This is a genomic window from Aeromicrobium sp. Root472D3, from assembly GCF_001426485.1.
Lineage (GTDB): Bacteria > Actinomycetota > Actinomycetes > Propionibacteriales > Nocardioidaceae > Aeromicrobium.
Window position 1 is genome coordinate 1,042,627 of record NZ_LMET01000001.1, and the last position, 26,519, is coordinate 1,069,145.

General features: G+C 71.8%; 23 protein-coding genes. 17 read left to right on the forward strand and 6 right to left on the reverse strand.

Annotated elements, in window-relative coordinates:
- Nucleotides 1–52 precede the first annotated feature (52 nt).
- The 3 genes from ASD10_RS05135 to ASD10_RS05145 are packed head-to-tail and all read left to right on the forward strand — an operon-like array spanning nucleotide 53 to nucleotide 5,138.
- A complete protein-coding gene (locus ASD10_RS05135; RefSeq protein ID WP_304439551.1) occupies nucleotides 53–1,492 on the forward strand; it encodes an aspartate aminotransferase family protein in 1,440 nt (479 codons plus the stop codon).
- Nucleotides 1,492–2,808 carry a lysine N(6)-hydroxylase/L-ornithine N(5)-oxygenase family protein gene (locus tag ASD10_RS05140; protein ID WP_056605620.1) on the forward strand — a complete coding sequence of 439 codons (1,317 nt, stop codon included), beginning with the start codon at nucleotides 1,492–1,494 and terminating at the stop codon, nucleotides 2,806–2,808. Before ASD10_RS05135 ends, ASD10_RS05140 begins: the two co-directional genes overlap by 1 nt.
- A complete protein-coding gene (locus ASD10_RS05145) occupies nucleotides 2,805–5,138 on the forward strand; it encodes a GNAT family N-acetyltransferase (protein WP_056605624.1) in 2,334 nt (777 codons plus the stop codon). Before ASD10_RS05140 ends, ASD10_RS05145 begins: the two co-directional genes overlap by 4 nt.
- Before the next feature lies 1 nt (nucleotide 5,139).
- On the opposite strand, the gene ASD10_RS05150 is transcribed toward ASD10_RS05145, so the two are convergent.
- Together ASD10_RS05150 and ASD10_RS05155 are read right to left on the reverse strand one after the other, a co-directional pair.
- Entirely contained in the window at nucleotides 5,140–6,099 is a 960-nt protein-coding gene (locus tag ASD10_RS05150) for an NADPH:quinone oxidoreductase family protein (RefSeq protein WP_056605627.1), read from the reverse strand.
- Between the two features lie 32 nt (nucleotides 6,100–6,131).
- Nucleotides 6,132–7,586, reverse strand: coding sequence for an MFS transporter (locus tag ASD10_RS05155; protein ID WP_056605630.1), 1,455 nt, complete (start codon nucleotides 7,584–7,586; stop codon nucleotides 6,132–6,134).
- Nucleotides 7,587–7,685: 99 nt separating this feature from the next.
- On the opposite strand from ASD10_RS05155, the gene ASD10_RS05160 reads away from it, so the two are divergent.
- Together ASD10_RS05160 and ASD10_RS05165 are read left to right on the forward strand one after the other, a co-directional pair.
- Nucleotides 7,686–8,369 carry a TetR/AcrR family transcriptional regulator gene (locus ASD10_RS05160; protein ID WP_056605633.1) on the forward strand — a complete coding sequence of 228 codons (684 nt, stop codon included), beginning with the start codon at nucleotides 7,686–7,688 and terminating at the stop codon, nucleotides 8,367–8,369.
- A gap of 29 nt (nucleotides 8,370–8,398) precedes the next feature.
- Nucleotides 8,399–10,942 (forward strand): RNA helicase, encoded by a 2,544-nt coding sequence (locus ASD10_RS05165; protein ID WP_056605636.1) that lies wholly within the window; start codon nucleotides 8,399–8,401, stop codon nucleotides 10,940–10,942.
- A 226-nt stretch (nucleotides 10,943–11,168) separates the two neighbouring features.
- On the opposite strand, the gene ASD10_RS05170 is transcribed toward ASD10_RS05165, so the two are convergent.
- Nucleotides 11,169–12,635, reverse strand: coding sequence for an NAD(P)/FAD-dependent oxidoreductase (locus ASD10_RS05170; protein ID WP_082556028.1), 1,467 nt, complete (start codon nucleotides 12,633–12,635; stop codon nucleotides 11,169–11,171).
- Between the two features lie 77 nt (nucleotides 12,636–12,712).
- On the opposite strand from ASD10_RS05170, the gene ASD10_RS05175 reads away from it, so the two are divergent.
- Nucleotides 12,713–13,321, forward strand: coding sequence for a TetR/AcrR family transcriptional regulator (locus ASD10_RS05175; protein ID WP_056605640.1), 609 nt, complete (start codon nucleotides 12,713–12,715; stop codon nucleotides 13,319–13,321).
- A gap of 9 nt (nucleotides 13,322–13,330) precedes the next feature.
- Here the strand turns inward: ASD10_RS05175 and ASD10_RS05180 are convergent, their stop codons facing one another.
- The 3 genes from ASD10_RS05180 to ASD10_RS05190 form a co-directional block, all read right to left on the reverse strand.
- Nucleotides 13,331–14,500 carry a PQQ-dependent sugar dehydrogenase gene (locus ASD10_RS05180; RefSeq protein ID WP_056605642.1) on the reverse strand — a complete coding sequence of 390 codons (1,170 nt, stop codon included), beginning with the start codon at nucleotides 14,498–14,500 and terminating at the stop codon, nucleotides 13,331–13,333.
- 26 nt (nucleotides 14,501–14,526) lie between these two features.
- Entirely contained in the window at nucleotides 14,527–15,879 is a 1,353-nt protein-coding gene (locus ASD10_RS05185; RefSeq protein WP_056605645.1) for an endonuclease/exonuclease/phosphatase family protein, read from the reverse strand.
- Nucleotides 15,880–15,945: 66 nt separating this feature from the next.
- Nucleotides 15,946–16,437, reverse strand: coding sequence for an inorganic diphosphatase (locus tag ASD10_RS05190; protein WP_056605648.1), 492 nt, complete (start codon nucleotides 16,435–16,437; stop codon nucleotides 15,946–15,948).
- 77 nt (nucleotides 16,438–16,514) lie between these two features.
- On the opposite strand from ASD10_RS05190, the gene dacB reads away from it, so the two are divergent.
- The 11 genes from dacB to ASD10_RS05245 all read left to right on the forward strand — a co-directional run bounded on the left by dacB (nucleotide 16,515) and on the right by ASD10_RS05245 (nucleotide 26,516).
- Nucleotides 16,515–17,930, forward strand: a complete 1,416-nt coding sequence (gene dacB / locus ASD10_RS05195) for a D-alanyl-D-alanine carboxypeptidase/D-alanyl-D-alanine-endopeptidase (RefSeq protein WP_082556029.1) — start codon at nucleotides 16,515–16,517, stop codon at nucleotides 17,928–17,930.
- Between the two features lie 598 nt (nucleotides 17,931–18,528).
- On the forward strand, nucleotides 18,529–19,575 hold the full coding sequence (locus ASD10_RS05200) for a zinc-dependent metalloprotease (RefSeq protein WP_056605654.1): 1,047 nt from the start codon (nucleotides 18,529–18,531) through the stop codon (nucleotides 19,573–19,575).
- Between the two features lie 7 nt (nucleotides 19,576–19,582).
- Entirely contained in the window at nucleotides 19,583–20,560 is a 978-nt protein-coding gene (gene tilS, locus ASD10_RS05205; protein WP_056605657.1) for a tRNA lysidine(34) synthetase TilS, read from the forward strand.
- A gap of 4 nt (nucleotides 20,561–20,564) precedes the next feature.
- Nucleotides 20,565–21,122 carry a hypoxanthine phosphoribosyltransferase gene (gene hpt / locus ASD10_RS05210; protein ID WP_056605660.1) on the forward strand — a complete coding sequence of 186 codons (558 nt, stop codon included), beginning with the start codon at nucleotides 20,565–20,567 and terminating at the stop codon, nucleotides 21,120–21,122.
- A gap of 138 nt (nucleotides 21,123–21,260) precedes the next feature.
- Nucleotides 21,261–23,276 (forward strand): ATP-dependent zinc metalloprotease FtsH, encoded by a 2,016-nt coding sequence (ftsH, locus tag ASD10_RS05215; protein WP_056605663.1) that lies wholly within the window; start codon nucleotides 21,261–21,263, stop codon nucleotides 23,274–23,276.
- The gene (gene folE, locus ASD10_RS05220; RefSeq protein WP_056605667.1) at nucleotides 23,273–23,839 is read left to right on the forward strand and encodes a GTP cyclohydrolase I FolE; all 567 of its coding nucleotides are present in this window, start codon (nucleotides 23,273–23,275) and stop codon (nucleotides 23,837–23,839) included. The genes ftsH and folE overlap by 4 nt, the downstream gene beginning before the upstream one ends.
- 34 nt (nucleotides 23,840–23,873) lie before the next feature.
- Entirely contained in the window at nucleotides 23,874–24,677 is an 804-nt protein-coding gene (gene folP, locus ASD10_RS05225) for a dihydropteroate synthase (RefSeq protein WP_056605670.1), read from the forward strand.
- Nucleotides 24,674–25,102, forward strand: coding sequence for a nuclear transport factor 2 family protein (locus ASD10_RS05230; protein ID WP_056605673.1), 429 nt, complete (start codon nucleotides 24,674–24,676; stop codon nucleotides 25,100–25,102). The genes folP and ASD10_RS05230 overlap by 4 nt, the downstream gene beginning before the upstream one ends.
- Nucleotides 25,103–25,480, forward strand: a complete 378-nt coding sequence (folB, locus tag ASD10_RS05235; RefSeq protein WP_056605678.1) for a dihydroneopterin aldolase — start codon at nucleotides 25,103–25,105, stop codon at nucleotides 25,478–25,480.
- Nucleotides 25,477–26,040 (forward strand): 2-amino-4-hydroxy-6-hydroxymethyldihydropteridine diphosphokinase, encoded by a 564-nt coding sequence (folK, locus tag ASD10_RS05240; RefSeq protein WP_056605681.1) that lies wholly within the window; start codon nucleotides 25,477–25,479, stop codon nucleotides 26,038–26,040. Before folB ends, folK begins: the two co-directional genes overlap by 4 nt.
- Nucleotides 26,037–26,516 carry a DUF3180 domain-containing protein gene (locus ASD10_RS05245; protein WP_056605686.1) on the forward strand — a complete coding sequence of 160 codons (480 nt, stop codon included), beginning with the start codon at nucleotides 26,037–26,039 and terminating at the stop codon, nucleotides 26,514–26,516. Before folK ends, ASD10_RS05245 begins: the two co-directional genes overlap by 4 nt.
- Nucleotides 26,517–26,519 lie beyond the last annotated feature (3 nt).

The following is a 26,519-nucleotide window of genomic DNA, read 5'->3' on the forward strand; positions in this document are numbered from 1 at the left end:
CCTACGGATCAGGTTAGGTAAGCCTGTCCTAACCACTTCTCGGGGAGAGCTCGTGCGTCACCATCTGTTCAACGCAGCCAACATCGGACGATATCGCGACGAGATGGCCCGCGGCGTCGCGGTCGTGGCCGATCACGTCGCCGGGGTCGACGGGCCGTGGTCGGGCGCGGACGTCCGCGCCGTCAGCGCCAAGGTCGACGACGTCGACCTCGACCGCCCCCTCGACGACATGGCCGCCGTGCTCGACGAGGTGCGGTCGGTCTACCTCGACGACGCGGTGTGGTTCCACGAGCCGCGCTACCTCGCGCACCTCAACTGCCCCGTCGTCGTCCCGGCCCTGGTCGCCGAGGTGCTCGTGTCGTCGGTCAACTCCTCGCTCGACACGTGGGACCAGAGCGGCGGCGGGACGCAGATCGAGCGCCGGCTCGTGCGGTGGACGTCCGACCGCATCGGCCTCGGTCCCGACGCCGACGGCGTCTTCACGAGCGGCGGCACGCAGTCCAACCTGCAAGCACTGCTCGTGGCCCGCGGGCAGGCGTACCTCGCCGGCGACGCCTCGCGGCTGCGCGTCTTCGCCTCGCGCGACAGCCACTTCAGCGTGCAGAAGTCGGCCGACGTCCTCGGCCTCGGGCCCGACGCCGTCGTCACGATCCCGACCGACCGCCGCCGCCGGATGGACGCCGTCGCGCTCGACCGGGCCGTGTGGGACGCCCGCGCGGCCGGCCTCGTCCCGATGGCGGTCGTCGCGACGGCCGGCACGACCGACTACGGCAGCATCGACCCGCTCGTCGACGTCGCCGACGTGTGCGCCCAGCACGGCGTCTGGATGCACGTCGACGCCGCCTACGGCGGTGGGCTCCTCGTCTCGACCCGCCGGCGCCACCTGCTCGACGGCATCGAGCGCGCCGACTCCGTCACGGTCGACTTCCACAAGACGTTCTTCCAGCCCGTCAGCTCGAGCGCCGTGCTGTTCCGCCACGGCGACTCCCTGCGGCACGTCACGTACCACGCCGACTACCTGAACCCGCGGTCGTCCGCGCAGCCCAACCAGGTCGACAAGAGCCTGCAGACGACCCGCCGCTTCGACGCCCTGAAGCTCTGGATGACCCTGCGCGCGATGGGTGCCGACGCGATCGGCGACTACGTCGACGCCGTCGTCGACCTCGCCGCCGCGGGGCACGGGCTGATGCTCGACGACCCCGATCTCGAGGTCGTGACGGCGCCGACGCTCAGCACGCTGGTGTTCCGGTTCCGTCCCCCCGGCATGTCGGACGACGACGCCGACCGGGTCAATCCCGCGATCCGCCGCGCGATCGCGGGCAGCGGCTCGGCCGTCGTGGCCGGCACGCGGTCGGACGGGCGGGCGTGGCTCAAGCTCACGATGCTGAACCCCGAGACGACGCCGGACGACCTGCGGGCCGTGCTGGCGCTCGTCACCGACATCGGGCACGAGCTGCTCGACGACCTGCGGGCCACCCAGGAGGTGCACTGATGGGCGCGACGGTCCACGACTTCGCCGCGATCGGCCTCGGCCCGTTCAACCTGGGCCTGGCGTGCCTCGCCGAGCCGGTCGACGGCCTCGACGGCGTGTTCCTGGAGGCACGCGACGAGTTCAGCTGGCACCCCGGCATGATGCTGGAGGACGCGACGCTGCAGGTGCCGTTCATGGCCGACCTCGTCACGATGGCCGACCCGACGTCGCGCTACTCGTTCCTCAACCACCTCAAGCAGACCGGTCGGCTGTACCCGTTCTACATCCGCGAGAGCTTCTACCCGTTGCGGGCCGAGTACGACGCCTACTGCCGGTGGGCCGCGGCTCAGGTCGAGGGTGTCCGCTTCGGGCGCCACGTCGACCGGGTCGAGCACGACGGCGAGACGTACGTCCTGACCGCTCGCCTGCGCGACGGCTCGACCGAGACGTACCGGGCGCGGCGGCTCGTGCTCGGCACGGGCACCCTCCCGCACGTGCCGTCGGCGGTCAGCGGGCTCGACGGCCCCGTGATCCACTCGGCCGACTACCTGGGCCACAAGGCCGAGCTGCAGGCCCGGCGCTCGATCACGGTCGTCGGCAGCGGCCAGAGCGCCGCCGAGGTGTACCTCGACCTGCTCGAGGACATCGACACCCACGGCTACGAGCTGGTGTGGGCGACGCGCTCGCCCCGGTTCTTCCCGATGGAGTACACCAAGCTGACGCTCGAGATGACGTCGCCGGAGTACACGCGGCACTTCCAGGCGCTGCCGGCGACGACCCGCGACGAGCTGCTGCGCGAGCAGCGGGCGCTCTACAAGGGCATCAGCCGCGACCTCGTCGACGCGATCTTCGACACGCTCTACCGCAAGCGGGTGCACGGCGACGTGCCGACGCGGCTGCTGACGAACACCGAGCTGACCGACGCGTCGTGGGACGAGGCGGCCGGCCGCTACGCGCTCGCGATGCGCCACACCGAGCTGGACGAGCCCCTCGACCTGCAGACCGAGGGGCTCGTCCTCGCGACGGGCTACCGCGCCCGGGTGCCGGCGTTCGTGTCGGGCATCGCCGGGCGCATCCGCTTCGACGACCGGGGACGCTACGACGTCGCCGCCGACTACACGATCGACCACGACGACGAGGAGATCTACGTGCAGAACGCCGAGGAGCACACCCACGGCCTCATCGCGCCCGACCTGGGCATGGGGGCCTACCGCAACTCGATCATCATCCGCGGCCTGACGGGGCGCGAGGTCTACCTCGTCGAGCGGCACGTCGCGTTCCAGGAGTTCGGGGTGCCGCTCGACCTCGCCCGCCGTCCGGCGGGGGTGGCCCGATGACGACCGCGGACGTCCTGCTGTCGCGCAGCACCGAGGTCGGCACCGTCACGATCGAGCCCGTCGACGTCGACCGCGACGGCGACGTGCTGCACGCCTGGGTCACGCACCCCCGGTCGGTGTTCTGGGGCATGCAGGACGCCTCGGTGCAGGACGTCTGGGACGCGTACGCCGCGATCGTCGCCGATCGGCACCACGACGCGTGGCTCGGCCGCGTCGACGGCGAGCCGGCCTTCCTCGCCGAGACGTACGACCCCGAGCACAGCGAGCTGGCCGGCCGCTACGACTGGCGGCTCGGCGACATCGGCATGCACGTGCTGGTCGCACCGACCGACCGGCCACGCAGCGGGTTCACCTCGGCGGTGTTCCGCACGGTCATGGAGCTGTGCCTCGACGACCCGCGCCGGCACCGCGTCGTCGTCGAGCCGGACGTCCGCAACGAGCCCATCGCGGCCCTCAACGCGTCCGCCGGGTTCACGGTCGTGGGGCACGTGCAGCTGTCCGACAAGGTCGCGGCCCTGAGCGTGTGCACCCGCGACGACTTCGAGCGCAGCGCCCTCGGCCGCGGGCCGCACGACGTCGCCGCGCACCTGTCGCCCGGGCCGATGGGCCGAGCGCACCGGATGCTGGTCGCCAAGGCGATCGGCGAGTTCGCGCACGAGCGGCTGCTCGACCCCCGCCCGGTCGGGCCGGACCACGAGCTGTTCTCGCCCGACGGACGCTCGCACTACCTGTTCCACGCCCACCGGTACGACCTCGACCACTGGGTCGTCGGCCCGTGGTCGATCGTCCGGACGGTCGACGGCGAGCCCGCCGACGTCGACGCCCTCGCCTTCGTCGTCGAGCACGCCGACGTGCTGGGCATCCCCGACGGGCTGCTGCCGACGTACCTCGAGGAGATCAGCAGCACGCTGGCCGGGTCGGCGTGGAAGCACGTGCACGCCACGACGTCGGCGCGCGACCTCGTCGGTGCCGACTTCCAGGCGATCGAGGCCGCGATGACCGAGGGGCACCCGGCGTTCGTCGCCAACAACGGCCGCATCGGCTTCTCGCTGGCCGAGCACGCGGCGTACGCGCCCGAGACGGGATCGCGATTCGCGGTCGTGTGGGTCGCCGCGCGGCGCAGCCTCGCCCACCTGTCGCTCGGGGAGGGCCTCGACGAGGAGTCGCTCTACACCGGCGAGCTCGACCCGTCGACCCGTCGTCGCTTCGCGGGGACGCTGCACGGACGCGGCCTCGACCCGTCCGACTACCTGCTCGTGCCGGTGCACCCGTGGCAGTGGGAGCACAAGATCGCCGTGACGTTCGCGGCCGACCTCGGCCGCGACGACCTCGTGCTGCTCGGCCGCGGCGACGACGAGTACCAGGCGCAGCAGTCGATCCGGACGTACTTCAACACGTCCCGCCGCGACCGCCACTACGTCAAGACGGCGCTGTCGATCCAGAACATGGGGTTCGTGCGGGGGCTGTCGCCGCGCTACATGCGGGCCACGCCCGCGATCAACGACTGGGTCGCCGACCTCGTGGCGTCCGACGACGAGCTCGTGGCGGGCGGCTTCGGCGTCCTGCGCGAGCGGGCCGCGATCGGCTACACCGGCGACGCCTACCACCGGCTCGGCACGCCGTCGCCGTACACGAAGATGATCGCGGCGCTGTGGCGCGAGAGCCCCGAGGCCCGGCTGGCGGACGGCGAGCGGCTCGCCACGATGGCGTCGCTGCTGCACCGCGACCGCGACGGCGCGTCGTACGCCGTCGCGCTGGTGCGGGCGTCCGGGCTCGACGCCACGACGTGGGTGCGTCGCTACCTGCGGGCGTACCTGCGACCCGTCGTGCACTGCCTGCACCGCTACGAGCTGGCGTTCATGCCGCACGGCGAGAACCTGGTCCTGGTGCTCGACGGGCACGTGCCGACGCGGGTGCTGATGAAGGACATCGGCGAGGAGGTCGCCGTCATGGGCGACCTCGAGCTGCCCGCCGAGGTCGAGCGGGTCCGCGCGGACGTCCCCGCCGAGGTCAAGCCGCTGTCGGTGCTGACCGACGTGTTCGACGGGTTCCTGCGGTTCCTCGCCGCGATCCTCGCCGAGGACGGGTTGCTGGCGCCCGACGAGTTCTGGGCCCTGGTGGCCGAGTGCATCGCCGACCACCAGGCCGATCATCCCGAGCTGGCCGAGGCGTTCGCGCGCATCGACCTGTTCGCGCCCGAGTTCGCGCACTCGTGCCTCAACCGGCTGCAGCTGCGCGACACCCGGCAGATGGTCGACCTCGCCGACCAGGCCGACTCGCTGCTGTTCGCCGGCACCCTGGTCAACCCCGTCGCGCGGTTCCGCCGCTGAGTCAGGGGGTCAGCAGCACCTTGCCCGTGGCACGACGCTCGTCGAGCGTCAGCAGGGCCTTGGAGGCTTCGGCGAGCGGGAACGTCGGCCCGACCACGGGGGAGAGGGCTCCGCTGGCCAGGTGGGGCTCCATCGCGGCCCACTCGGTCGCGATGTGGCCGGGACGCTGCAGGACGTACGCGCCCCACCCGACGCCGACGACCGACACGTTGTTGAGCAGCAGGCGATTGACCTTGACGGTCGGGATCTCGCCCGCGGTGAAGCCGATCACGAGCACCCGCCCGTCGTCCTTGAGGCTGCGCAGCGAGTCGGTGAAGCGGTCGCCGCCGACGGGGTCGACGACGACGTCGACCTTGCCGCCCGCGACGACGGAGTCCTTGAAGCCGTCGGCCAGGACGAACTCGTCGGCGCCGGCCTCGAGCGCGACGGCCCCCTTCTCGGCGGTCGACGTGACGGCGACGACGCGCCCCGCGCCGAAGGCCTTGGCGACCTGGATCGCCGCGGTGCCGATGCCGCCGGCGGCGCCGTGCACCAGCACCGACTCGCCGGGCTGCAGCTTCCCGCGCTCGACGAGGGCGAAGTAGGCCGTGCCGTAGTTGAAGATGACCGACGCGCCCTGCTCGTACGAGACGGCGTCGGGCAGCGGGAACGTCTCGGTGACCGGGGCGACGGCCAGCTCGGCGAATCCGCCCAGCAGGCACAGCGCAGCGACCCGGTCGCCCGCCTCGAGGCCCGAGCCCTCGGGTGCCGTGACGACCTCGCCGGCGATCTCGGCGCCCGGGGTGAAGGGCAGGCCGGGCTTCATCTGGTAGAGCCCGCGCGACTGCAGCACCTCGGGGAACGCGACACCCGCGGCGTGGACGCGGATCAGCACCTGGTCGGGGCCGGCCACGGGATCGGGGACGTCGCGCAGCTCGATCGCTTCGGGGCCGTCGAGGGATGTGATCTGGATCGCCTTCATGGTGCGACGATAGCGCACTCCTAAGCGCTTGCTTAGCGAACTTCGTCGGTCGCCCGCGAGTCCGTCAGCGTGAGGGCCCCGCCCGCGGCGACCAGCCCGACGACGACCGCGAGGGCCGCGTAGGCGATGCGCTCGCCGTGGAAGAACGAGGCGACCAGCTCGCCGCTCCACGTGCCCGCGGGCAGCTGCGAGGTCACCAGCACCGCGATGAGGGTCCCGATGATCGCGGTGCCGACGCTCGTGCCGACCTCCTGGGCCGTGTCGTTCAGGGCGGCCCCGACGGACGTGCGGTTGGCCGGCATCGCGCTGACGAGCGCGACGGCGCAGATCGTCATGACGGTGCGCAGGCCGATCGTCATGACGACCATCGCGACGGCGATCGCGGGGTAGCCGTGCTCGACGCCCCACGCCAGGCCGGCGAGCGCGCCGGCCAGCAGGCCCGCGCCGATCAGGCACGCGACGCGGTGCCCGAACCGTCGCGCGAACCATTCGGAGAGGGGCGTCGCGGCGATCATGGTCACGATCAGGGGGAGGTTGGCCAGTCCCGCGCGGACGGGGCTCCAGCCGTACGCGTACTGGAAGTGCAGGATCAGGCCGAACAGCACCCCCGCCATCGCGATCGACGTCCCGATCTGGGCGATCGCCGCGCCGCGCACGGTGCCGCTCGAGAACAGGCGCAGGTCGAGCATCGGCGCGGCGGTGCGCCGCTCGTGCCGGACGAACGCCACGGCCGCCGCGACCGCACCGAGGGCCGAGCCGATCGTCGCGACCGACAGCCAGCCGTGCTCGACGCCGCTGGTCAGGGTGTAGCAGGCCAGGCCGATCGCGGCGATGCTGAGCAGTGCGCCGGGCAGGTCGAGCGCGTCGTGCGTCAGGTCGTCCGGGTGGTCCTCCGGGACGCCGAGCCGGACGCCGATCCACGCGACCAGCGCGATCGGCGCGTTGACGACCAGCAGCCACTCCCACCCGACGTGGGTCAGGGCCGTGCCGCCGAGCAGGGGGCCGAGGACGAACCCCGACATGCCGACGACCATGACGATCGTGATGGCCCGCATCCGCAGGGCCTCGTCGTCGAAGAGCCGGAAGACCAGCGACATCGTGACGGGCGCCATCATCGCCGCGGCGAGGCCGAGGACGGCCCGCAGGGCGATGAGCTCTCCTGCCGTCGAGACCGCGATCGCGCACAGGCTGATCAGCCCGAAGGCCGTCAGGCCCGTCAGCAGCACGCGTCGCCGTCCGAGGCGGTCGGCCGCGGCGCCCGCGGTCAGGAGCAGCCCGCCGAACGTCAGCGAGTAGGCGCCCGTGACCCACTGCAGGGCCGTCGTCCCGCTGCCGAGGTCGCGGGCGATCGTGGGCAGCGCGATCGTCAGCAGCGTGTTGTCGACCATCTCGACGAAGAAGGCCAGGCACAGGGCCGCCAGCGGGATCGCCGCGGAGCGGATCGAGCGGTGGGACGCCGCGGGGGCGGACGAGATCGTGTCGCTCATGCGGCACCTCCTGAGTATCGAACACCGTTCGACTCTCGAACGACGTTCGAACTATAGAACACTGTTCGAGAAAGAGCAACGGCGTGATTGGATGGGGTCATGCCGACCGGTCGCCGCCCCCGCGTGACGCACTCGCTCGAGAACGTCGTCGAGGCGTCGATCGCGCTGCTCGACGAGGACGGCGAGGGCGCCCTGACCTTCCGGGCGCTCGCGGCGCGTCTCGGCGGAGGGGTCGGCAGCATCTACTGGTACGTGTCGAGCAAGGACGAGCTGCTCGACCGCGCGACCGACGAGGTCATGGGGCGCGTGCTGGCCGGGACGGACGATCTCGTCGACGACTCCGACCCGATCGGCACCCTGCGCGCCGTGTCGCTCGCGATGTTCGACGAGATGGTGCGCAGGCCGTGGCTCGGCAGCTTCCTGATGCGCAACACCGGCGTGCAGACCAACTCGATCCGCCTGTTCGAGCGCCTGGGCCAGCAGGTCATGCGCCTCGACCTCAGCCCGCAGCAGCGGTTCCACGCCGTGTCGTCGATCGTCAGCTACGTCGTCGGCGTCGCGGTCGACATGGCGCAGCCGCCGCCGAAGGAGTTCTTCGAGAGCGGTCTCGAGCCCGCCGAGTTCCTGAAGGCGTACGCCGACGGGTGGCGCGCCTACGACGCCGACGAGTTCCCGTTCCTGCACCAGATCGCCGACGAGTTCGAGCGGCACGACGACGCGGACGTCTTCCGGTCGGGCCTCGACATGCTGCTGCAGGGCCTGCGCGTGCAGGCGGGGGCCTGACGCACCGCCGCACGCGCGACAATGGTGCGATGCGCCTCATCGACCTGCTGCCGAAGACCGGGGCCGCCTACGACGAGGACGCCGTGTACGGCGCGATCACGGAGTGGGTCGAGTCCCGCGGGCTCACGATGTACCCCGCCCAGGACGAGGCGATCCTCGAGTGCGTCGCGGGCTCCAACGTCGTCCTCGCGACGCCGACCGGCTCGGGCAAGAGCCTGGTCGCGACCGGCGCGATGGCCGCTGCGCTGGCCCGCGGCGAGTGCAGCGTCTACACCGCGCCGATCAAGGCGCTGGTCAGCGAGAAGTTCTTCGACCTGTGCGAGATCTTCGGGGCCGAGAACGTCGGCATGGTCACGGGCGACGCGGCCGTCAACGCCGACGCGCCGATCATCGCGGCGACCGCCGAGATCCTCGCGAACATGGCGCTGCGCGAGGGCGCCGACGCCGACATCGGCCTGGTCGTCATGGACGAGTTCCACTTCTACGCCGACCCCGACCGCGGCTGGGCGTGGCAGGTGCCGCTGATCGAGCTGCCGCACGCCCAGTTCCTGCTGATGTCGGCGACCCTGGGCGACACGACGCGGCTCGAGGGCGACCTCTCCCGGCGCACCGGCCGTGACACCGCGGTCGTCACGTCCACCGAGAGGCCCGTCCCGCTGGTCAGCGAGTACGTCTCGACGCCCGTGCAGGAGACGCTCGAGCAGCTCATCGAGACGGGCCAGACGCCGGTGTACGTCGTCCACTTCACGCAGGTCTCGGCGCTCGAGCGGGCACAGGCGCTGACCAGCATCAAGGTCGCCACCCGCGAGGAGCGCGACACGATCGCCGACGCGCTGGGCGACTTCCGGTTCTCGTCGGCGTTCGGCAAGACCCTGTCGCGGCTGATCCGCATGGGCGTCGGCGTGCACCACGCCGGCATGCTGCCGCGCTACCGCCGTCTGGTCGAGACCCTGACGCAGCAGGGCCTGCTCAAGGTCGTGTGCGGCACCGACACGCTCGGCGTTGGCATCAACGTCCCGATCCGCACCGTCCTGTTCAGCGGGCTGTCGAAGTACGACGGCGTCCGCCAGCGCCAGCTGCAGGTGCGCGAGTTCCAGCAGATCGCCGGCCGCGCGGGACGCGCCGGCTACGACACGATCGGACACGTCGTCGTCGAGGCGCCCGAGCACGAGATCGAGAACGCCCGGCTCGTCCGCAAGGCCGGCGACGACCCCAAGAAGCTCAAGCGCATCCAGCGCAAGAAGCCCCAGGAGGGCTTCGTGTCGTGGGGGCAGGGGACGTTCGAGAAGCTGTCGACCGGCACCCCCGAGCCGCTCGTGTCGCGCATGAAGGTCAGCCACGCGATGGTGCTCGACGTCGTCTCGCGACCCGGCGACGCCCGCGCGTCCCTCGAGCGCCTGCTGCGTGAGAGCGGCGAGTCGGAGGACTCGCAGGACCGGATGCTCGCGCAGGTCGACGAGATCATCGACGCCCTGCTGGCCGGCGAGGTCGTCGAGCGGATCGACCCGCCCGACGACGAGGGACGCACGCTGCGCCTGACCGTCGACCTGCAGGCCAACTTCGCGCTCAACCAGCCGCTGTCGCCGTTCGCGGTCGCCTCGCTCGAGCTGCTCGACCGCGAGTCGCCGACGTACGCCCTCGACGTCGTCTCGGTCGTCGAGGCGACCCTCGACGACCCGCGCCCGATCATCAACGCGCAGCGGCACCGCGCCCGCGGCGAGGCGATCAACGAGATGAAGATGGACGGCATCGAGTACGACGAGCGGATGGAGCTGCTCGAGGAGATCACGCACCCCAAGCCGCTCGAGGAGCTGCTCACCGCGGCGTACGAGACGTACCGCGGCGGTCACCCGTGGGTCGCCGACCACGAGCTGCGGCCCAAGTCGGTCGTCCGCGAGATGTGGGAGCGGGCCATGACGTTCTCCGAGCTGATCGGCGACTACCAGCTCGCCCGCTCGGAGGGGCTCGTGCTGCGCTACCTGTCGGACGTCTACAAGACGCTCGGCCGCACCGTGCCGGAGAGGGCGCGCAACGAGGAGCTCGAGGACCTCACCGAGTGGCTCGGCGAGCTCGTCCGGCAGACCGACTCGTCGCTGCTCGACGAGTGGGAGGACCTCATCAACCCCGGCACCGACCCGCTCGACGTGCGTCCGCAGGCGATGGCCAGCGAGAAGCCGCGGCCCGTCACGGGCAACCCCCGCGCGTTCCGGGTGCTGGTGCGCAACGCGATGTTCCGCCGCGTCGAGCTCGCCGCCTTCGGACGCTGGGCCGAGCTCGCGGCGCTCGAGCCCGACTCCGACTGGGACGAGCAGGCGTGGATGGACGCGATGGCCGACTACCGCGAGGAGTACCCCGCGGTCACGGGCTTCGCTACCAACATCGGCACCGGGCCCGGCTCGCGGGGCCCCGAGCTGTTCATGGTGACCGAGGGGCCCGACACCTGGACCGTCCGCCAGACCTTCGACGATCCCGAGGGCGACCGCGACTGGGGCATCTCGGCGACCGTCGACCTCGCCGAGAGCGACGAGATCGGCGAGGCCGCCGTCACCGTCACCGCCGTCGGTCCGCGCTGACGCCCCCACGGTCGCTGGTGAGGCCGCTTGCGGCCGAGCGTGAGCGCAGCCCTCGGTCGCTAGTGAGGCCGCTTGCGGCCNAAGCGAAGCGACGTCGGTGGGTTCGCGGGGTCGGGCGAGCCCTGCGCCTCACCACGCTTCGCAGGCTGGCGGCTTCGCCGCGCGGCGCTCACGGTCGCTGCGCTCCCTAGCGCGCTCCGACGCTCGCTCGCTGTGCTCGCTCGGTCTACGCGGCCTGCTCCCAGGTGAAGTCGGGGTGGTTGACCTTGCGGGTCTCCCACCAGTACTGGAACGTGAACTTGGGCCAGATCGTGCGGTTCTTGCCGTGGCTGTCGAGGTACCAGCTCGTGCAGCCGCCCTGCGTCCAGATGCCCTTCTCGACCAGGCGCTGGATCTCCTCGTTGAACGCCGTCTGCGCCTGCTTGGTCGGCTCGGCCGCGGCGGCACCCAGGCCGTCCATCTCGTCGAGGAGCCGGATCACGAACTTGGTCTGCTGCTCGATCATGAACACGACCGAGTTGTGGCCGAGCGCCGTGTTGGGGCCCAGCATGAACGCGAGGTTCGGGAAGCCGTTGACCATCATGCCCATGTACGTCTCGACGCCGCCCTCGCGGAACTGCGACGCCAGGTCGACGCCGCCCCGTCCCTTGATGTCGAGGTAGTCGAAGGCGTCGATGACGTGGAAGCCCGTGCCGTAGATGACGACGTCGGCCTCGTGCAGGACGCCGTGCGCGTCGACGACGCCCTCGGGGACGATCTCGCGGACGCCGTCGGTGCTGAGCTCGACGTTGTCGCGCGTGAACGTCGGGTAGTACGTGTTCGACTGCAGCACGCGCTTGCACCCGAGCCGGTAGTCGGGGGTGAGCCGGGCGCGCAGCTCGGGGTCGGGCACCGACTTCTCAAGGTGCCGCTTGACGATCTTCTCGGCGAACGGCAGGACGTTCAGGTGCCCGTTGAACGCGATCGCGCGCGCCTCGAGGCCCCAGTAGAGCACGTCGCGGTAGGCCCGCTGGGCGCCCGGGACGGTCGCGAAGACCTTCTTGCGCCACTCGGGCGTCGGCTTGTCCTTCTTGGGCAGCACCCACGGGGGAGTGCGCTGGAAGACCGTCAGCGAGGCGACGTCCTGCGCGATGATCGGGATGAACTGGATCGCGCTGGCCCCCGTGCCGATCACGACGACCCTCTTGCCCTTCAGGTCGACCGAGTGGTCCCACTGCGCGGAGTGGAAGCGCGGGCCGGCGAACGTCTCGGCGCCGGTGATCTCGGGGACGTTCGGGATGTGCAGCCCGCCGACGCCCGCGACGACGAAGCGCGCCTCGTAGTCGTCGCCCGACGCCGTGCGGACCGTCCAGCGCTGGCGGCTCTCGTCCCACGACGCGCCGGTGACCTCGACGCCGAAGTCGATGTAGGGGCGGATGCCCTGCTCGTCGGCGACGCCGCGCATGTACTCGTGGATCTCGCGCTGACCCGAGAAGCTCTTGCTCCAGTCGGTGTTGAGCTCGTACGAGAACGAATACATGTGGCTGGGGATGTCGCACTCGCAGCCGGGGTACGTGTTGTCGCGCCACGTGCCGCCGACGTCGTCGGCCTTCTCGAGCACGACGAAGTCGTCGCGGCCGGCCGCGCGCAGCTTCATGGCCATGCCCATGCCGGAGAACCCTGTGCCGATGATGACGATGTCCTTGGTGATCACCGTTCAGATACTATCGGTATCTGATTGGTCTGCAAGAGTGTTTCGGACCACCCCGGTCCGATCGAGAAGGAGCAGCTGTGACGGTCGACGGAGCCCGCACGACGCGGGCGGAGCGCCAGGCGCAGACCCGCGAGAGCCTCATCGAGGTGGCGCGCGACATGTTCCTCGCCGACGGCTACGCCGCGACGTCGCTCGACAAGGTCGCGGTGCGTGCCGGCTTCTCGAAGGGCGCGGTGTACTCGAACTTCTCCGGCAAGGAGGAGCTGTGCATGGCGGTGCTCGACAGCATCCACGAGGAGCAGATCGCCGGCGTCGTCGAGGCGTTCACGCGCGACACCGACCTCGACGGACGCATCGAGGCCTTCGCGGCGTGGGCCCGCGAGGGGCTCGGCCAGCCCCGCTGGACCGCGCTCGAGGTCGAGTTCGGGGCGATCGCCCGCCAGAGCCCGTACGTCGCGACCGAGCTCGTCAAGCGGCACCGGGCCATCCGGTCGGCGATCGCGCAGCTCGTGCGACAGGTGACGACCGAGGCGGGGCTCGACGACGTCGTCGACGCCGACCAGGCCGCCACGACGCTGCTGAGCCTCGGCATCGGGCTGGGCACGCTGCGCTCGCTCGACCACTCGATCGACGTCAGCGTCTTCGCCGACACGATGCGCGCGCTGCTGCGCGGCTCCCGGCCCTGACCGCAGCCCTCAGCGCGCGGTGACCCGCAGCACCTTGTCGTCCGAGCCGTTCGACGTCGTCAGGTAGAGCGCCCCGTCGGGCCCCTGCACGGCGGCGCGCAGACGCCCGTACGTGCCGTCGAGCGCGGCGGGCGTCCAGGTCTCGCGCAGCGAGCCGGACCGGCTGAACCGCAGCAGGCGCAGCGACTCGTCCTTCAGCGTCGCGACCGCCAGGGAGCCCTTCCAGCCCCTCCAGCCCGCGGCGGTCACGAACGTCCCGCCGCTCGTCGCGATCGTCGTCGCGCCCGAGCGCCACCTCGCCGACCTCTGCCCGCCCCGCAGCCGGTGGTCGGTCATGGGCGAGTCGGCGCCCTCGTTGTAGGTGGCGTCACCCGCGGCCCGGGGGACCGGGTTCCAGCCGTAGTTGCCCTTCTTCGACAACCGGTTGACCTCGTCGTCGCGGTAGCTGCCCTGCTCGACCGACCAGATCGTCCCGTCGCCGCGACGCGCGAGGCCCTGCACGTTGCGGTGCCCGTACGTGAACACGCGCTGCTTCATGCGGCTCGAGCTGCGGGTGAACGGATTGGACCGCACGGCCCGGCCCGTCCGGGCGTCGACGCGCAGCACCTTGCCGCCACCGGACGTGAGCCGCTGCGGGTTGCGACCCACCGCGGCGTCGCCGGTGCCGATGTAGAGCTGCTGGCCCGACCCCGTCACGAGGGCGCACCCACCGTGCCGCCCGCTCGTCGACGGCAGCCCCGAGACGAGCGTGCGCACGTACGTCGCCGACGTCGCGGCCCGGTTGAGGCGCCACCGCACCACCCGGACGTCCTGCACGCCGCCCTTGCGGTAGCCGTGGCACGTCATGAACTCGCGCGTCGACGCGAAGTCCCGGGCCGGCTCGACGGCCATGAGCCCGGTCTCGCCGCCCGACCACATGTTGCGGGGAGCCGTGAAGATCGTCCGGGTGCGCCCCGAGGGGGTGCGCAGCGTCAGGCGCTTGCGGTCGCGCTCGGTCACGAGCATCGAGCCGTCCGGCAGGAACGCGAGGTCCCACGGGTGCTGCAGCCCGGACTGCACGACCGTGACGCGCAGCTCGGGCCGCTCCGCGGCGGTGGCGGGCGCCGCGGCGAGCAGCGGCAGGACGAGGGCGACGGTGGCGGCGACGATCGTCGCCGCGGCCAGGGGCGAGCGCTTCATGGCACCAGTGTGCGCCTGATCGTCCCTCAGGGCAGCAGGATCGTGGTGCGCACGAGGTTGTGGTCGGACGCCTGGGTGCCGACGTAGCGACGCTTCTTCGTCCGCGCCTCGACCCGCCACGACGTCGAGCTCATGCGCTTCGGGATGAAGATGCGGTCGATGTGGCCACCCCAGTAGTCGAGGGTCTCGACCTTGCGGTCCCAGCCGTTGAAGCTGCTGACGTACGGGCGCGTGTAGGTAGCGGACGCGTCGTAGGTGTCGGTCATGCCGCGGTTCGACATGACGCGGCGGGGCGGGTCGCCGCCCGGTCCGCCGCGGTAGGAGTTGAAGTCGCCCATGTAGATGACCGGCAGGCCGCCGACGGCCTCGCGGGTCGAGCGGATCAGGTGCTTGGTCTCGCGGCCGCGCAGGCGGGCGGCCGCCGTCGTCGGTCCGTGGGAGAGGTGGGCCGACACGAACGCGTACGTCTGGCCGTTGCGCTTGAGCCGCAGCGCGGCCCAGACGCCCGTCGCGCCGGACGGCGAGCTGATCCGCCCCTCCTGCTCGAGCGGCAGCAGGCGGTCGCGGCACACCGGCTCCTCGGTCAGCCAGCCGCTGCCCTGGTAGACGTACCACTGCTGCGTGGCCTCGTCGAGGTGCCGAGGGAACCGCCACCCCACGGTGCTGTCGGGGCCTCGGTACGGCTCGACCTCGCACTGCCGGGCCGGCCGGGTCGCGACCGCCAGGTCGGCGGCCGACGCACGGTAGAAGATGGCCTCGTCGACCTTGCGCTGCGGGGCGGCGTAGCGCAGGTAGCCGTGCTTCTCGAGACGCTTGGTGAGCCGGTCGGCCTTCGACGTGACCTCCTGCAGGCCCACGACGTCGGCGTCCGCGTCGACGATCCGCTGGACGATCGCGTTCTCGCGCCGCTTGGTCCACCTCTTGCAGTTGGGCGCCCACGCGCAGACGTTGAACGTCGCGACCGAGACCTTGGCGCTGTCGAGACGGACGGGTCGGCGCAGCGTGTAGCTGCACGCCGCGGCCGACCGCGGGCCGCCGCCGCCCCGGCCCGCGGCCTGCACCGTGAAGCAGTAGCGGCGGTCGGCGCGCAGGTTCTTGACCTTCAGCGACGTGCGACGCCCGTGCGACCAGTGCGTGCGGAACGTCGAGCGGGCCGCCTTCGAGGGGCTCGACGCGACGTGGACGGTGTAGCGGCGAGCGCCGGCGACCGCGGGCCACGTGACGGTCAGGGTGTGCGGCGAGGCCGCCGTGACGTACGGCACCGGCACCTTCGCGGGCCGCGCCTGGGCGGGCGAGACCAGGCCGACGGTCAGCAGCAGCGCCCCGAGGGTCGCGACGAGGAGCCTCATCGGCACGGGGGACGGCAGGCGAGCGGGCATCGGGAAATGCTAGATCGGACGCGGGCGCTCAACCGGTGTTGAGCGCCGCGTGTCCTCCCTCGATCCTCAGTAGCCGCCGTTGTCCTTGAAGCGGGCGTAGCTGGCCTGGATCTCGGCCTCGGCCTCGACGCGTCCGGTCCAGGTCGAGCCCTCGACGGACTTGCCGGGCTCGAGGTCCTTGTAGACCGTGAAGAAGTGCTCGATCTCGAGGCGGTCGAACTCCGGCACGTGGTGGATGTCGCGCAGGTGCTCCTGGCGCGGGTCCTTGGCCGGGACGCACAGGACCTTGTCGTCGCCGCCGGCCTCGTCGGTCATGCGGAACATGCCGATCGTGCGGCACGAGATGACGCAGCCCGGGAACGTCGGCTCCGACAGGAGCACGAGGGCGTCGAGGGGATCCTCGTCCAGGCCCAGGGTGTCGTCGATGAAACCGTAGTCCGCGGGATACTGGGTTGCGGTGAACAGCGTGCGATCAAGACGGATGCGGTGCGACGCGTGGTCGACCTCGTACTTGTTGCGGCTGCCCTTGGGGATCTCCACGGTGACGTCGAAAATCACGGGTGCCTCCGGCGGTTGATGATGGGGTGCGTCGCACCGGGTGATGGCGCGACGGGGGTCTCTATAGTCTGGCGCATGTGACGGGTCAGCGAGGACGCAGGGTCGTGGCCGGCGTCACGGTGCTGGCCCTGCCGGTGCTGGTCGTCGTCCTCGTGGTGGCCCTCGGCACGACCCTGTGGGGGCGCGGCGACCTCAACCGCTTCATCTGCGACGGCGACTGCGGACCGTCGAACGTCGTCCCGCCCGAGGGCCTCGCGCTGCGCGAGGAGCCCGCCTCGGCCGTGCCGGACGCCACGACCGCCGCGACCGGGCAGATCGACCCCGCCAAGCTCGCGGCCGCCGTCGACCCGGCGCTCGACGACCCCGCGCTGGGCTCCCGCGTCGGGTTCGCGGCGGTCTCGACCGACGGCACGCCGATCTACGCGGCAGGAGCCGACCGCGCGTACGCCCCGGCGTCGACGACCAAGGTGCTGACCGCGTTCGCGGCGCTCTCGACGATCGACCCGGGCACCCGGTTCGCCACGACCGTCGTCCGCTCGGGCGACGGGATCGTGCTGGTCGGCGGGGGAGACCCCTACCTGTCGACCAAGCCGGCCCGTCGCGTCGACGACCGGGTCTTCCAGGCCGACCTGACGACGTTGGCGCGTCGCACCGCAGCGGCGCTGGAGGCGTCCGGCACGACGTCGGTGACGCTGGGCTACGACGACTCGCTGTTCACGGGCCCCGACGCGAGCCCCGCGTGGGAGCCCGACTACGTGACGGCGAACATCGTCACCCGGGTCAGCGCGCTGTGGGTCGACCAGGCCGTCACGAATGGCGTGCGGGCTGCCGACCCGTCGGCCGACGCGGCCCGCACCTTCGCCGGGCTGCTGGCCGATCGGGGCGTCACGGTCACGGGAGAACCGTCCCGCACCGTCGCCGCGGCGGATGCGCAGCCCGTCGGCGAGGTGCGCAGCGCGACGATCGAGCAGATCGTCGAGACGCTCGTGCGCGTCAGCGACAACGAGGCGGCCGAGGTCGTGCTGCGTCAGCTCGCCCTCGCCTCGGGGCGTGCCGCGTCGTTCGACGGCGGCACCGAGGCGGTCGCCGCGGCGCTGACGTCGGCGGGCATCCCCACCGACGGGCTGAAGCTCGGCGACGGCAGCGGGCTGTCGCGCGACAACCGCATCAGCCCCACGACGCTCGTCCGGACGCTGCAGAGGGCGACGGGGTCGTCGCGCACGTCCGAGCTGCTGGCCGACCTGCCGGTCAGCGGGTTCACCGGCACGCTCGTCGACCGGTTCGCCGGGCTCGCGACCGCGCGGGGCTCGGTGCGGGCCAAGACCGGCACGCTGACCGGCATCCACTCCCTCGCCGGCTACGCGATCGACGCCGACGGGCGACCCGTGCTGTTCGCCGTCATGAGCGACGACTCCGACCGCGACCAGCCACTGCAGGCCCAGGCCGCCCTCGACGAGGTCACCGCCGCGATCGCCACCTGCTCCTGCGCGTAGACCGGGTGCCGCGACCGTTCGCCAGGGAGCGGAGCTGGGGGTACCTCCCGCGAGCGCAGCGAGTGGGGGCCCGTGAGGNCCTTGTGATCGGGCTTGCGTCCCGTCGCCTCGCTCCGCTCACGCTCGGCCGCAAGCGGCCTCCCTGGCGACCGAGTGGTCGTTCGCCAGGGAGCGGAGCGACCGTGAGGGCGAAGCCCGAGGCGAACCACAGCTGACAGGCTTGCGTCCCGTCGCCTCGCTCCGCTCACGCTCGGCCGCGAGCGGCCTCCCTGGCGACCGACAAGCTCCGTTCGCCAGGGAGCGGAGCGACCGTGAGGGCGAAGCCCGAGGCGGACCACAGCAATCAGGCTTGCGTCACGTCGCCTCGCTCCGCTCACGCTCGGCCGCAAGCGGCCTCCCTGGCGACCGCATGCCCTCGTTCGCCAGGGAGCGGAGCTGGGGGTACCTCCCGCGAGCGCAGCGAGTGGGGGCCCGTNTACAGCGATCGGGCTTGCGTCACGTCGCCTCGCTTCGCTCACGCTCGGCCGCAGCGGCCTCTCTGGCGACCGGGTGGTTCGGGCGGCCTCCCTGGCGACCGGGGCGGGCGTACGGTTGGCGCATGATCGACTGGAACCTCGCGCTCGCGACGGCCACGAAGCTGTCGCGCCCCGGCCCCGACCTGTCGGCCGCGGAGGCCGCCGAGGCGGTCGCCGAGCTGCGCGAGGGCGCCGCCCGCTCCGAAGGACCGGTCCGCGAGTTCAGCGACCTGCACGCCCGCTCCGCCACGGCCCCCGTGCTCGTGATCGACCGGCCGCGCTGGGTCGAGGCCAACCTGAGCACGTTCGAGCTGCTGATGAACCCCGTCGAGGCCCGGCTCGCGGCGGCCGGCAAGGGGTCGTCGCGCCTCGGGGGCTCGATCAGCCGCAAGGTCAGCGGCGCCGAGGTCGGCGCGCTGATGTCGTTCATGTCGTCGAAGGTGCTGGGCCAGTTCGACCCGTTCTGGACCGGGCCCGACGGCGAGGGCGGACGGCTGCTGCTCGTCGCCCCCAACGTCGTCGAGGTCGAGCGCAAGCTCGGCGTCGACCCCCACGACTTCCGCCTCTGGGTGTGCCTGCACGAGGAGACGCACCGCGTGCAGTTCACCGCCGTCGACTGGATGCGCGGCCACATGACGTCGCTGATCGACGAATTCATCGAGGCGACCGACCTCGACTCGTCGGCCGTGGCGTCGATGATGTCGGACGGTCTCGGCGAGGTCGTCCGCATCGTCAAGGGCGACTCCGACGCGTCGCTCAGCGAGGTGTTCCAGAACGACCGGCAGCGCGAGATCGTCGACCGGCTGACGGGCATCATGTCGTTGCTCGAGGGCCACGCCGACGTCGTGATGGACGGCGTGGGCCCCGAGGTCATCCCCAGCGTCGCCGAGATCCGGCGCAAGTTCACCGAGCGGCGGGCGGGCGCGAGCCCGCTCGACCGCATGCTGCGACGCCTGCTCGGCGTCGACGCCAAGATGCGCCAGTACCGCGACGGGGCGACGTTCGTGCGGCACGTCATCGACACCGTCGGCCTCGACGGCTTCAACCAGGTGTGGGCCGGTCCCGACCAGCTCCCCGGCAAGGCCGAGATCCTCGATCCCGCCGCGTGGATCACGCGCGTGCACGGCTAGGCCCGACGTGGGCGGTGCGCTCGATCCCGCGGTCGCGACGGGACGCAACCTCGTGCGGCGGGCGCTCGCCGACCTCCCGGCCGGCTCGCCCCTCGTCGTCGGCGTCTCCGGGGGCGCCGACTCGCTGGCCCTCGCGGCCGTCACGGAGTTCGTCGCGGGGCAGGAGTCGTTCGCGCTGACCGCCGTCGTCGTCGACCACGGGCTGCAACCGGGGTCGGACGAGGTCGCGGCCACCGCGGTGCGACGCCTGGCGTCGGTCGGGGTGCCGGCGACCGTGCGGCGCGTCGACGTCGGGCGGACGGGTGGCCCCGAGGCCGCCGCCCGCAGCGCGCGCCGCGCGGCGCTCGCCGCGGCCGCCGACGAGGCGGGCGCCGCGGCGGTCCTGCTCGCCCACACCCTCGACGACCAGGCCGAGACGGTCCTGCTGGGCCTCGGCCGCGGCTCCGGCCCGCGCTCGATCGCCGGCATGGCGCCCCGCGACGGCCTGTGGCGCCGGCCCCTGCTGACGCTGCGGCGGTCCGACACCGAGCGCATCTGCCGCGCGTCCGGCCTCGAGTGGTGGAGCGACCCCCACAACGTCGACCCCGCGTTCCGCCGCTCCCGCGTGCGGGCCGAGGTCGTGCCGGTGCTCGAGGACGTCCTCGGGGGAGGCGTCGCCGAGGCGCTGGCCCGCACCGCCGACCAGGTGCGCGCCGACGGCGCGCTGCTCGACGCGCTCGCCGCCGACGTCGCCGAGCCCCACGACGTCGCGGTGCTCGCCGCGCTGCCCGGGGCCCTGCGGTCGCGGGTGCTGCGGCGCATCGCCCTCGAGGCCGGCGCCTCGGCCGACGAGCTGTCGTCGACCCACCTCCTCGAGCTCGACCGGCTCGTCACCGACTGGCACGGGCAGCGGCGCATCGAGCTGCCCGGACGGGTGAGCGTGACCCGTGCCAGGACGTCAGGGGGGACTTCCCTGACGTTCGCAGCCACCCCTGTGGGAGGCTGATCCCGTGGACCAGACGCATGTCGAAGGTGACCTCGAGCTCGACCAGACCCTCTTCACGGAGGAGCAGATCACGACCCGCCTCTCCGAGATGGCGCGCCAGATCGAAGCCGACTACGAGGGCAAGGACCTCCTGCTCGTGGGCGTGCTGAAGGGCGCCGTGATGGTGATGGCCGATCTGGCCCGCAGCCTGCACCGCCACGTCGAGATGGACTGGATGGCGGTGTCGTCGTACGGCTCGGGCACCAAGTCGTCCGGCGTCGTGCGCATCCTCAAGGACCTGGACACCGACCTCAACGGCCGGCACGTCCTGATCGTCGAGGACATCATCGACACGGGCCTGACCCTCTCGTGGCTCATCACGAACCTGCGCTCGCGCGGGCCCGCGTCGGTCGAGATCGCGACGCTCCTGCGCAAGCCCGACGCGCAGCAGATGGAGGTCGAGGTCAAGTACGTCGGCTTCGACATCCCCAACGCCTTCGTCGTCGGCTACGGCCTCGACTTCGACGAGCGCTACCGCAACCTGCGCTGCATCGGCACCCTCTCGCCCCACGTGTATTCATAGGGCCCAGTTCGCTGTCGGCGAACTCCGCTCGGGAACGATGACGGCGGTTGAGCGCGTTCAACTGATGAGCGGCGCCCCGTGTACCGTTCGACTACCGACCAGCACCCGAGGAGGAGTGGACCCGATCCACGCCGCTACATGAACTTCAAACGCCTCTTCAAGGGCCCCTGGGTCTGGATCGCGCTGATCACGATCGTCGTGATCACGGTCGTCTCGGTCTCGTCGTCGGCCGACGGGTTCAAGCAGATCAAGACCGCCACGATGGTGACCTACCTCGACACCGGCAAGGTCCGCGACGTCAAGTTCATCGACGGTGACCAGCAGATCCAGGCGACCCTCGACGACGGCACCAAGGTCAAGGCCGAGTACCTCGGAGACCAGGGCGCGCGCCTCGTGCAGCAGGCCGAGACCGCCGTCGCCGACAAGAAGCTCAAGACCTTCGACGTCGACGTCCCCCAGCAGTCGTTCATCGGCTCCTTCCTCATCTCGTTCCTGCCGATCCTGCTGATCTTCGGCCTGCTGATCTACTTCCTCAGCCGCAGCCAGGGCGGCGGCGCCGGCGTCATGAAGTTCGCCAAGTCCAAGGCCAAGCTCATGAGCAAGGACACCCCGAAGACGACGTTCGCCGACGTCGCGGGCTGCGACGAGGCGATCGAGGAGCTCGGCGAGATCAAGGAGTTCCTGCAGGAGCCCGCCAAGTTCCAGGCCGTCGGGGCCAAGATCCCCAAGGGCGTCCTGCTGTACGGTCCGCCCGGCACCGGCAAGACGCTGCTGGCCCGCGCCGTCGCCGGCGAGGCCGGCGTCCCGTTCTACTCGATCTCGGGCTCCGACTTCGTCGAGATGTTCGTCGGCGTCGGCGCGAGCCGCGTCCGCGACCTGTTCGAGCAGGCCAAGGAGAATGCGCCGGCCATCGTCTTCATCGACGAGATCGACGCCGTGGGTCGCCACCGCGGCACCGGCATGGGCGGCGGCCACGACGAGCGCGAGCAGACGCTCAACCAGCTGCTCGTCGAGATGGACGGCTTCGACGTGCGCGGCGGCGTCATCCTGATCGCGGCCACCAACCGCCCCGACGTGCTCGACCCGGCCCTGCTGCGTCCGGGCCGCTTCGACCGCCAGATCGGCGTCGAGGCCCCCGACCTCGCCGGTCGCACGCAGATCCTGAAGGTGCACTCGCGGGGCAAGCCCATCGCGCCGGGCGTCGACCTCGAGGCGATCGGACGCCGCACCCCCGGCTTCTCCGGCGCCGACCTGGCCAACGTCCTCAACGAGGCGGCCCTGCTGACGGCCCGCAACGGTGCCAAGACGATCGACAGCGCCTCGCTCGACGAGGCCATCGACCGCGTCATCTCGGGCCCGCAGAAGCGCACCCGCCTGATGAACGAGAACGAGCGGCGCATCACGGCCTACCACGAGGGCGGGCACGCCCTGGTCGCCGCGGCGCTGCCGCAGAGCGATCCCGTGCACAAGATCACGATCCTGCCGCGCGGCCGGGCGCTGGGCTACACCATGGTGCTGCCCGACGAGGACAAGTACTCCCAGACGCGCGCCGAGCTGCTCGACAAGCTCGCCTACATGCTGGGCGGGCGCGCCGCCGAGGAGCTCGTGTTCCACGACCCCACGACGGGTGCCGGCAACGACATCGAGAAGGCCACCAACGTGGCCCGCGCGATGGTCACGCAGTACGGCATGAGCGAGCGTCTCGGCGCCGTGCGCCTGGGCGAGAACGAGGGCCAGCCGTTCCTGGGCCGCGACATCGGCCACGCGCGCAACTACTCCGAGAACGTCGCCGCGATCGTCGACGACGAGATCAACAAGCTCATCACGTTCGCGCACCAGGAGGCCTTCGACATCCTCCACGAGAACCGCGACGTGCTCGACGCCCTCGTCACCGAGCTGCTCGAGAAGGAGACGCTCGACAAGGCGCAGGTCGCCGCGATCTTCCAGCCGCTGCGTCGCCGCGAGGTCCGCCCGGCCTGGACCGGGTCGGAGTCGCGCGTGCCCGACACGCGTCCGCCCGTCGACACGATCATGGGCCAGTCGTACCGCGACAACGCCGATCGGGGCACGCCGATCGTGATCGGCCCCGACGCGGGCGTCGACGCGCCCCCGCCGGCGGGGCCCGACGTCCACGGCACGGGCGAGCCGACGTGACGGTCGACCGTCCCCGCGCCGAGGCGGCGATCCGTGAGCTGCTGTTCGCGATCGGCGAGGACCCCGACCGCGACGGGCTCAGGGACACGCCGATGCGGGTCGCGAAGTCGTACGACGAGCTGCTCGCCGGCCTCGACCAGACCGCCGCCGACGTGCTCAACATCGAGTTCGAGGTCGGCCACGAGGAGCTCGTGCTGGTCAAGGACATCGAGCTGTGGTCGATGTGCGAGCACCACCTGGTGCCGTTCTTCGGCGTCGCCCACGTCGGCTACATCCCGGCCGAGGGCGGCCGGGTCACGGGTCTGTCGAAGCTCGCCCGCCTGGTCGACGTCTACGCGCGGCGTCCGCAGGTGCAGGAGCGCCTCACGACGCAGATCGCCGAGTCGCTGGTCGAGATCCTGAAGCCCAAGGGCGTCATCGTCGTCCTCGAGGCCGAGCACCTGTGCATGGCGATGCGCGGCGTGCGCAAGGGCGGCGCCAAGACCGTCACGAGCGCGGTCCGCGGCCAGCTGCGCGATCCCGCGACCCGCGCCGAGGCCATGGGCCTCATCACGGCACGCTAGGCCGCCCGTGCCCGACCACGACCGGTGCCTCGTGATGGGGGTCGTCAACGTCACGCCCGACTCGTTCTCCGACGGGGGACGCTGGCTCGACGCCGCGACCGCGGTCCGCCACGGCGTCGAGCTCGTGGCCGACGGGGCCGACCTGGTCGACGTCGGGGGCGAGTCGACGCGTCCCGGGGCGCTGCGCATCGACGCCGACGAGGAGGCCCGCCGGGTGCTGCCGGTCATCGAGGGGCTCGTCGCCGAGGGCGTCCGCGTCTCGGTCGACACGATGCGCGCGGCGACCGCGCGCCGGGCGCTCGAGGCCGGGGCGACGATCATCAACGACGTGTCGGGCGGACGGGCCGATCCCGCCATGATGGCGCTCGCCGCCGAGGTCGGGTCGCCCGTCGTGCTGATGCACTGGCGCGAGCACTCCGCCACGATGCAGAACCACACGCACTACGACGACCTCGTGGCCGACATCCGTGCCGAGCTGGGCCAGCAGGTCGACGCGGCGCTCGCGGCCGGCGTCGACCCGTCGCGCGTCATCGTCGACCCCGGCCTGGGGTTCTCCAAGACCGGCGAGCAGAACTGGACCGTGCTGGCCCACCTCGACGCCTTCGTCGCGATGGGCTTCCCCCTGCTCGTCGCCGCGAGCCGCAAGGGCTTCCTCGGCGAGCTGCTCGCCGGGCCCGACGGACCGCGTCCGGCCGGCGAGCGCGACCACGCCACGGCCGCCGTGTCGACCCTCGCCGCCGCCGCCGGCGCGTGGTGCGTCCGCGTCCACGACGCGCGGTCGTCCGCCGACGCCGTGCGCGTCGCGTCCCGGCTCGCCGCCGAGTCGGGCCGGCGATGACCGTCCAGCCGCTCGAGGTGCACCGGCTGTTCTACGACGCCGTCGAGTCCGGCGACGTCGACCTGATGGCGTCGCTGTGGGTCGACGACCCCGACACGTCGTGCGTGCACCCGGGAGCCGTCCCGCTGAGGGGCACGGCGCAGGTGCTGCGGTCGTGGACCGTCCTGATGGCCAACGTCGGCTACATCCAGTTCTTCCTGACCGACGTCGACGTCGTGATGCTGCCGCGCGGCGCCGACGAGCCCGACACCGCCGTCATCGTGTGCACCGAGAACATCCTGTCGGGCGAGGGCATGTCGTCGCCCGACGCCTTCGCGGGAGGCCGTGCGGTGTGCACCAGTATCGTGGTCAGGACCGGAGGCGGGTGGAAGTTCTGGTCCCGCCACGCCTCGCCGATCGCCGAGCTGATGCAGGAGGACGACTGAATGGCCATTCCCGACGGTCTCGACCGCATCGACCTGATCGGCATCTCGGCGCACGGACACCACGGCGTGTTCGACGAGGAGAAGAAGAACGGGCAAACATTCGTCGTCGACGTGAGCCTGGGTCTCGACCTCGGGCCCGCGGCGCGCGAGCACGACCTGACGCGCACGGTGCACTACGGGGTGCTCGCGCAGCAGATCCACGACGCCATCGTGAGCGACCCCGTCGACCTCATCGAGACGGTCGCGCTCCGTATGGTGGACTTGTGCCTGGCCGAAGAGCCGGTCCGATGGGTTAGCGTGACGGTGCACAAGCCCGAAGCGCCCATCGCGGTGACGTTCCACGACGTCGCCGTCACGATAGAGCGGAGCAGACAGTGACCGAAGCGCCCACCCCGTACGTGCTGGACGCCGACACGATGACGGGCGGCATGCGTCCGATCCGGCAGGCCGTCCTGGCGATCGGATCGAACCTGGGCGATCGCATCGACAAGCTGCAGGGGGCCGTCTCCGCGCTGGAGGACACCCCCGAGGTCACGATCGTCGCGATCTCGTCGGTCTACGAGACCGAGCCGGTCGGCAGCCCCGACGGCTCGGGCAAGTTCCTCAACGCCGTCGTCCTGATCGACACGACCCTCACGGTCCACACGTTGCTCGACCGCGCGCTCGCGATCGAGGACGCGTTCGGCCGCGAGCGCTCCGAGCCGGGCGCGCCGCGCACGCTCGACGTCGACGTCATCGTCGTCGGCAACCGGGTCGCCGAGGACGAGCAGCTCGTGCTGCCGCACCCGCGCGCCCACGAGCGCGGCTTCGTGCTCGTGCCGTGGCTCGAGGTCGACCCCGAGGGCGAGATCCCCGGCAAGGGCTTCGTCGCCGACCTGATCGGCGACGTGGACGTCAGCGGCGTCGTCAAGCGTGAGGACCTCGAGATCATCCTGTGATCGCCAAGCCGACCCCGGCGCTGCTGGTCGCCGTCCTGCTCGCGGTCGGCGTCGTCGCCGGGCGGCTGACGCCGCCCCTCGTCGTGCGTCTGGGGGGCAACCCGCCCCGCCTGGGGTGGATCGCCCCGCTGACGCTCCTGGCCGGCGCCGTCGTGGTCGGGATGTTCGCGTGGAGCACGTGGCAGACGCTCCACCGCCGGCACGAGCGGATCGCCGTCGACCACGGCATCCGCATGCTGGCGCTGGCCAAGGCCAGCGCGATCGTCGGGGCACTCGTCGGCGGCTACTACGGCGGGTACGCCCTGGCCTTCCTCGACGCGCTCGACGCGACGCTGGGCCGTGAGCGCTTCGTGCGCGGCCTCGCGGCGGCGATCGCGAGCCTGCTGCTGATGGTGGCCGCGCTGCTGCTCGAGCGGGCGTGCCGCCTGCCCGACGACGAGGACGAGGACCCCCAGGAGGGCGTCACCGCCCCCTGACGG

Excerpts from the sequence above, each read along its gene's own strand:
- ASD10_RS05140 (WP_056605620.1), top strand. The coding sequence starts at position 1,492 with ATGGGCGCGACGGTCCACGACTTCGCCGCGATCGGCCTCGGCCCGTTC.
- ASD10_RS05145 (WP_056605624.1), top strand. The coding sequence starts at position 2,805 with ATGACGACCGCGGACGTCCTGCTGTCGCGCAGCACCGAGGTCGGCACC.
- ASD10_RS05150 (WP_056605627.1), bottom strand. The coding sequence starts at position 6,099 with ATGAAGGCGATCCAGATCACATCCCTCGACGGCCCCGAAGCGATCGAG.
- ASD10_RS05155 (WP_056605630.1), bottom strand. The coding sequence starts at position 7,586 with ATGAGCGACACGATCTCGTCCGCCCCCGCGGCGTCCCACCGCTCGATC.
- ASD10_RS05160 (WP_056605633.1), top strand. The coding sequence starts at position 7,686 with ATGCCGACCGGTCGCCGCCCCCGCGTGACGCACTCGCTCGAGAACGTC.
- ASD10_RS05165 (WP_056605636.1), top strand. The coding sequence starts at position 8,399 with ATGCGCCTCATCGACCTGCTGCCGAAGACCGGGGCCGCCTACGACGAG.
- ASD10_RS05180 (WP_056605642.1), bottom strand. The coding sequence starts at position 14,500 with ATGAAGCGCTCGCCCCTGGCCGCGGCGACGATCGTCGCCGCCACCGTC.
- ASD10_RS05185 (WP_056605645.1), bottom strand. The coding sequence starts at position 15,879 with ATGCCCGCTCGCCTGCCGTCCCCCGTGCCGATGAGGCTCCTCGTCGCG.
- ASD10_RS05200 (WP_056605654.1), top strand. The coding sequence starts at position 18,529 with ATGATCGACTGGAACCTCGCGCTCGCGACGGCCACGAAGCTGTCGCGC.
- ftsH (WP_056605663.1), top strand. The coding sequence starts at position 21,261 with ATGAACTTCAAACGCCTCTTCAAGGGCCCCTGGGTCTGGATCGCGCTG.
- folP (WP_056605670.1), top strand. The coding sequence starts at position 23,874 with ATGGGGGTCGTCAACGTCACGCCCGACTCGTTCTCCGACGGGGGACGC.
- ASD10_RS05230 (WP_056605673.1), top strand. The coding sequence starts at position 24,674 with ATGACCGTCCAGCCGCTCGAGGTGCACCGGCTGTTCTACGACGCCGTC.
- folB (WP_056605678.1), top strand. The coding sequence starts at position 25,103 with ATGGCCATTCCCGACGGTCTCGACCGCATCGACCTGATCGGCATCTCG.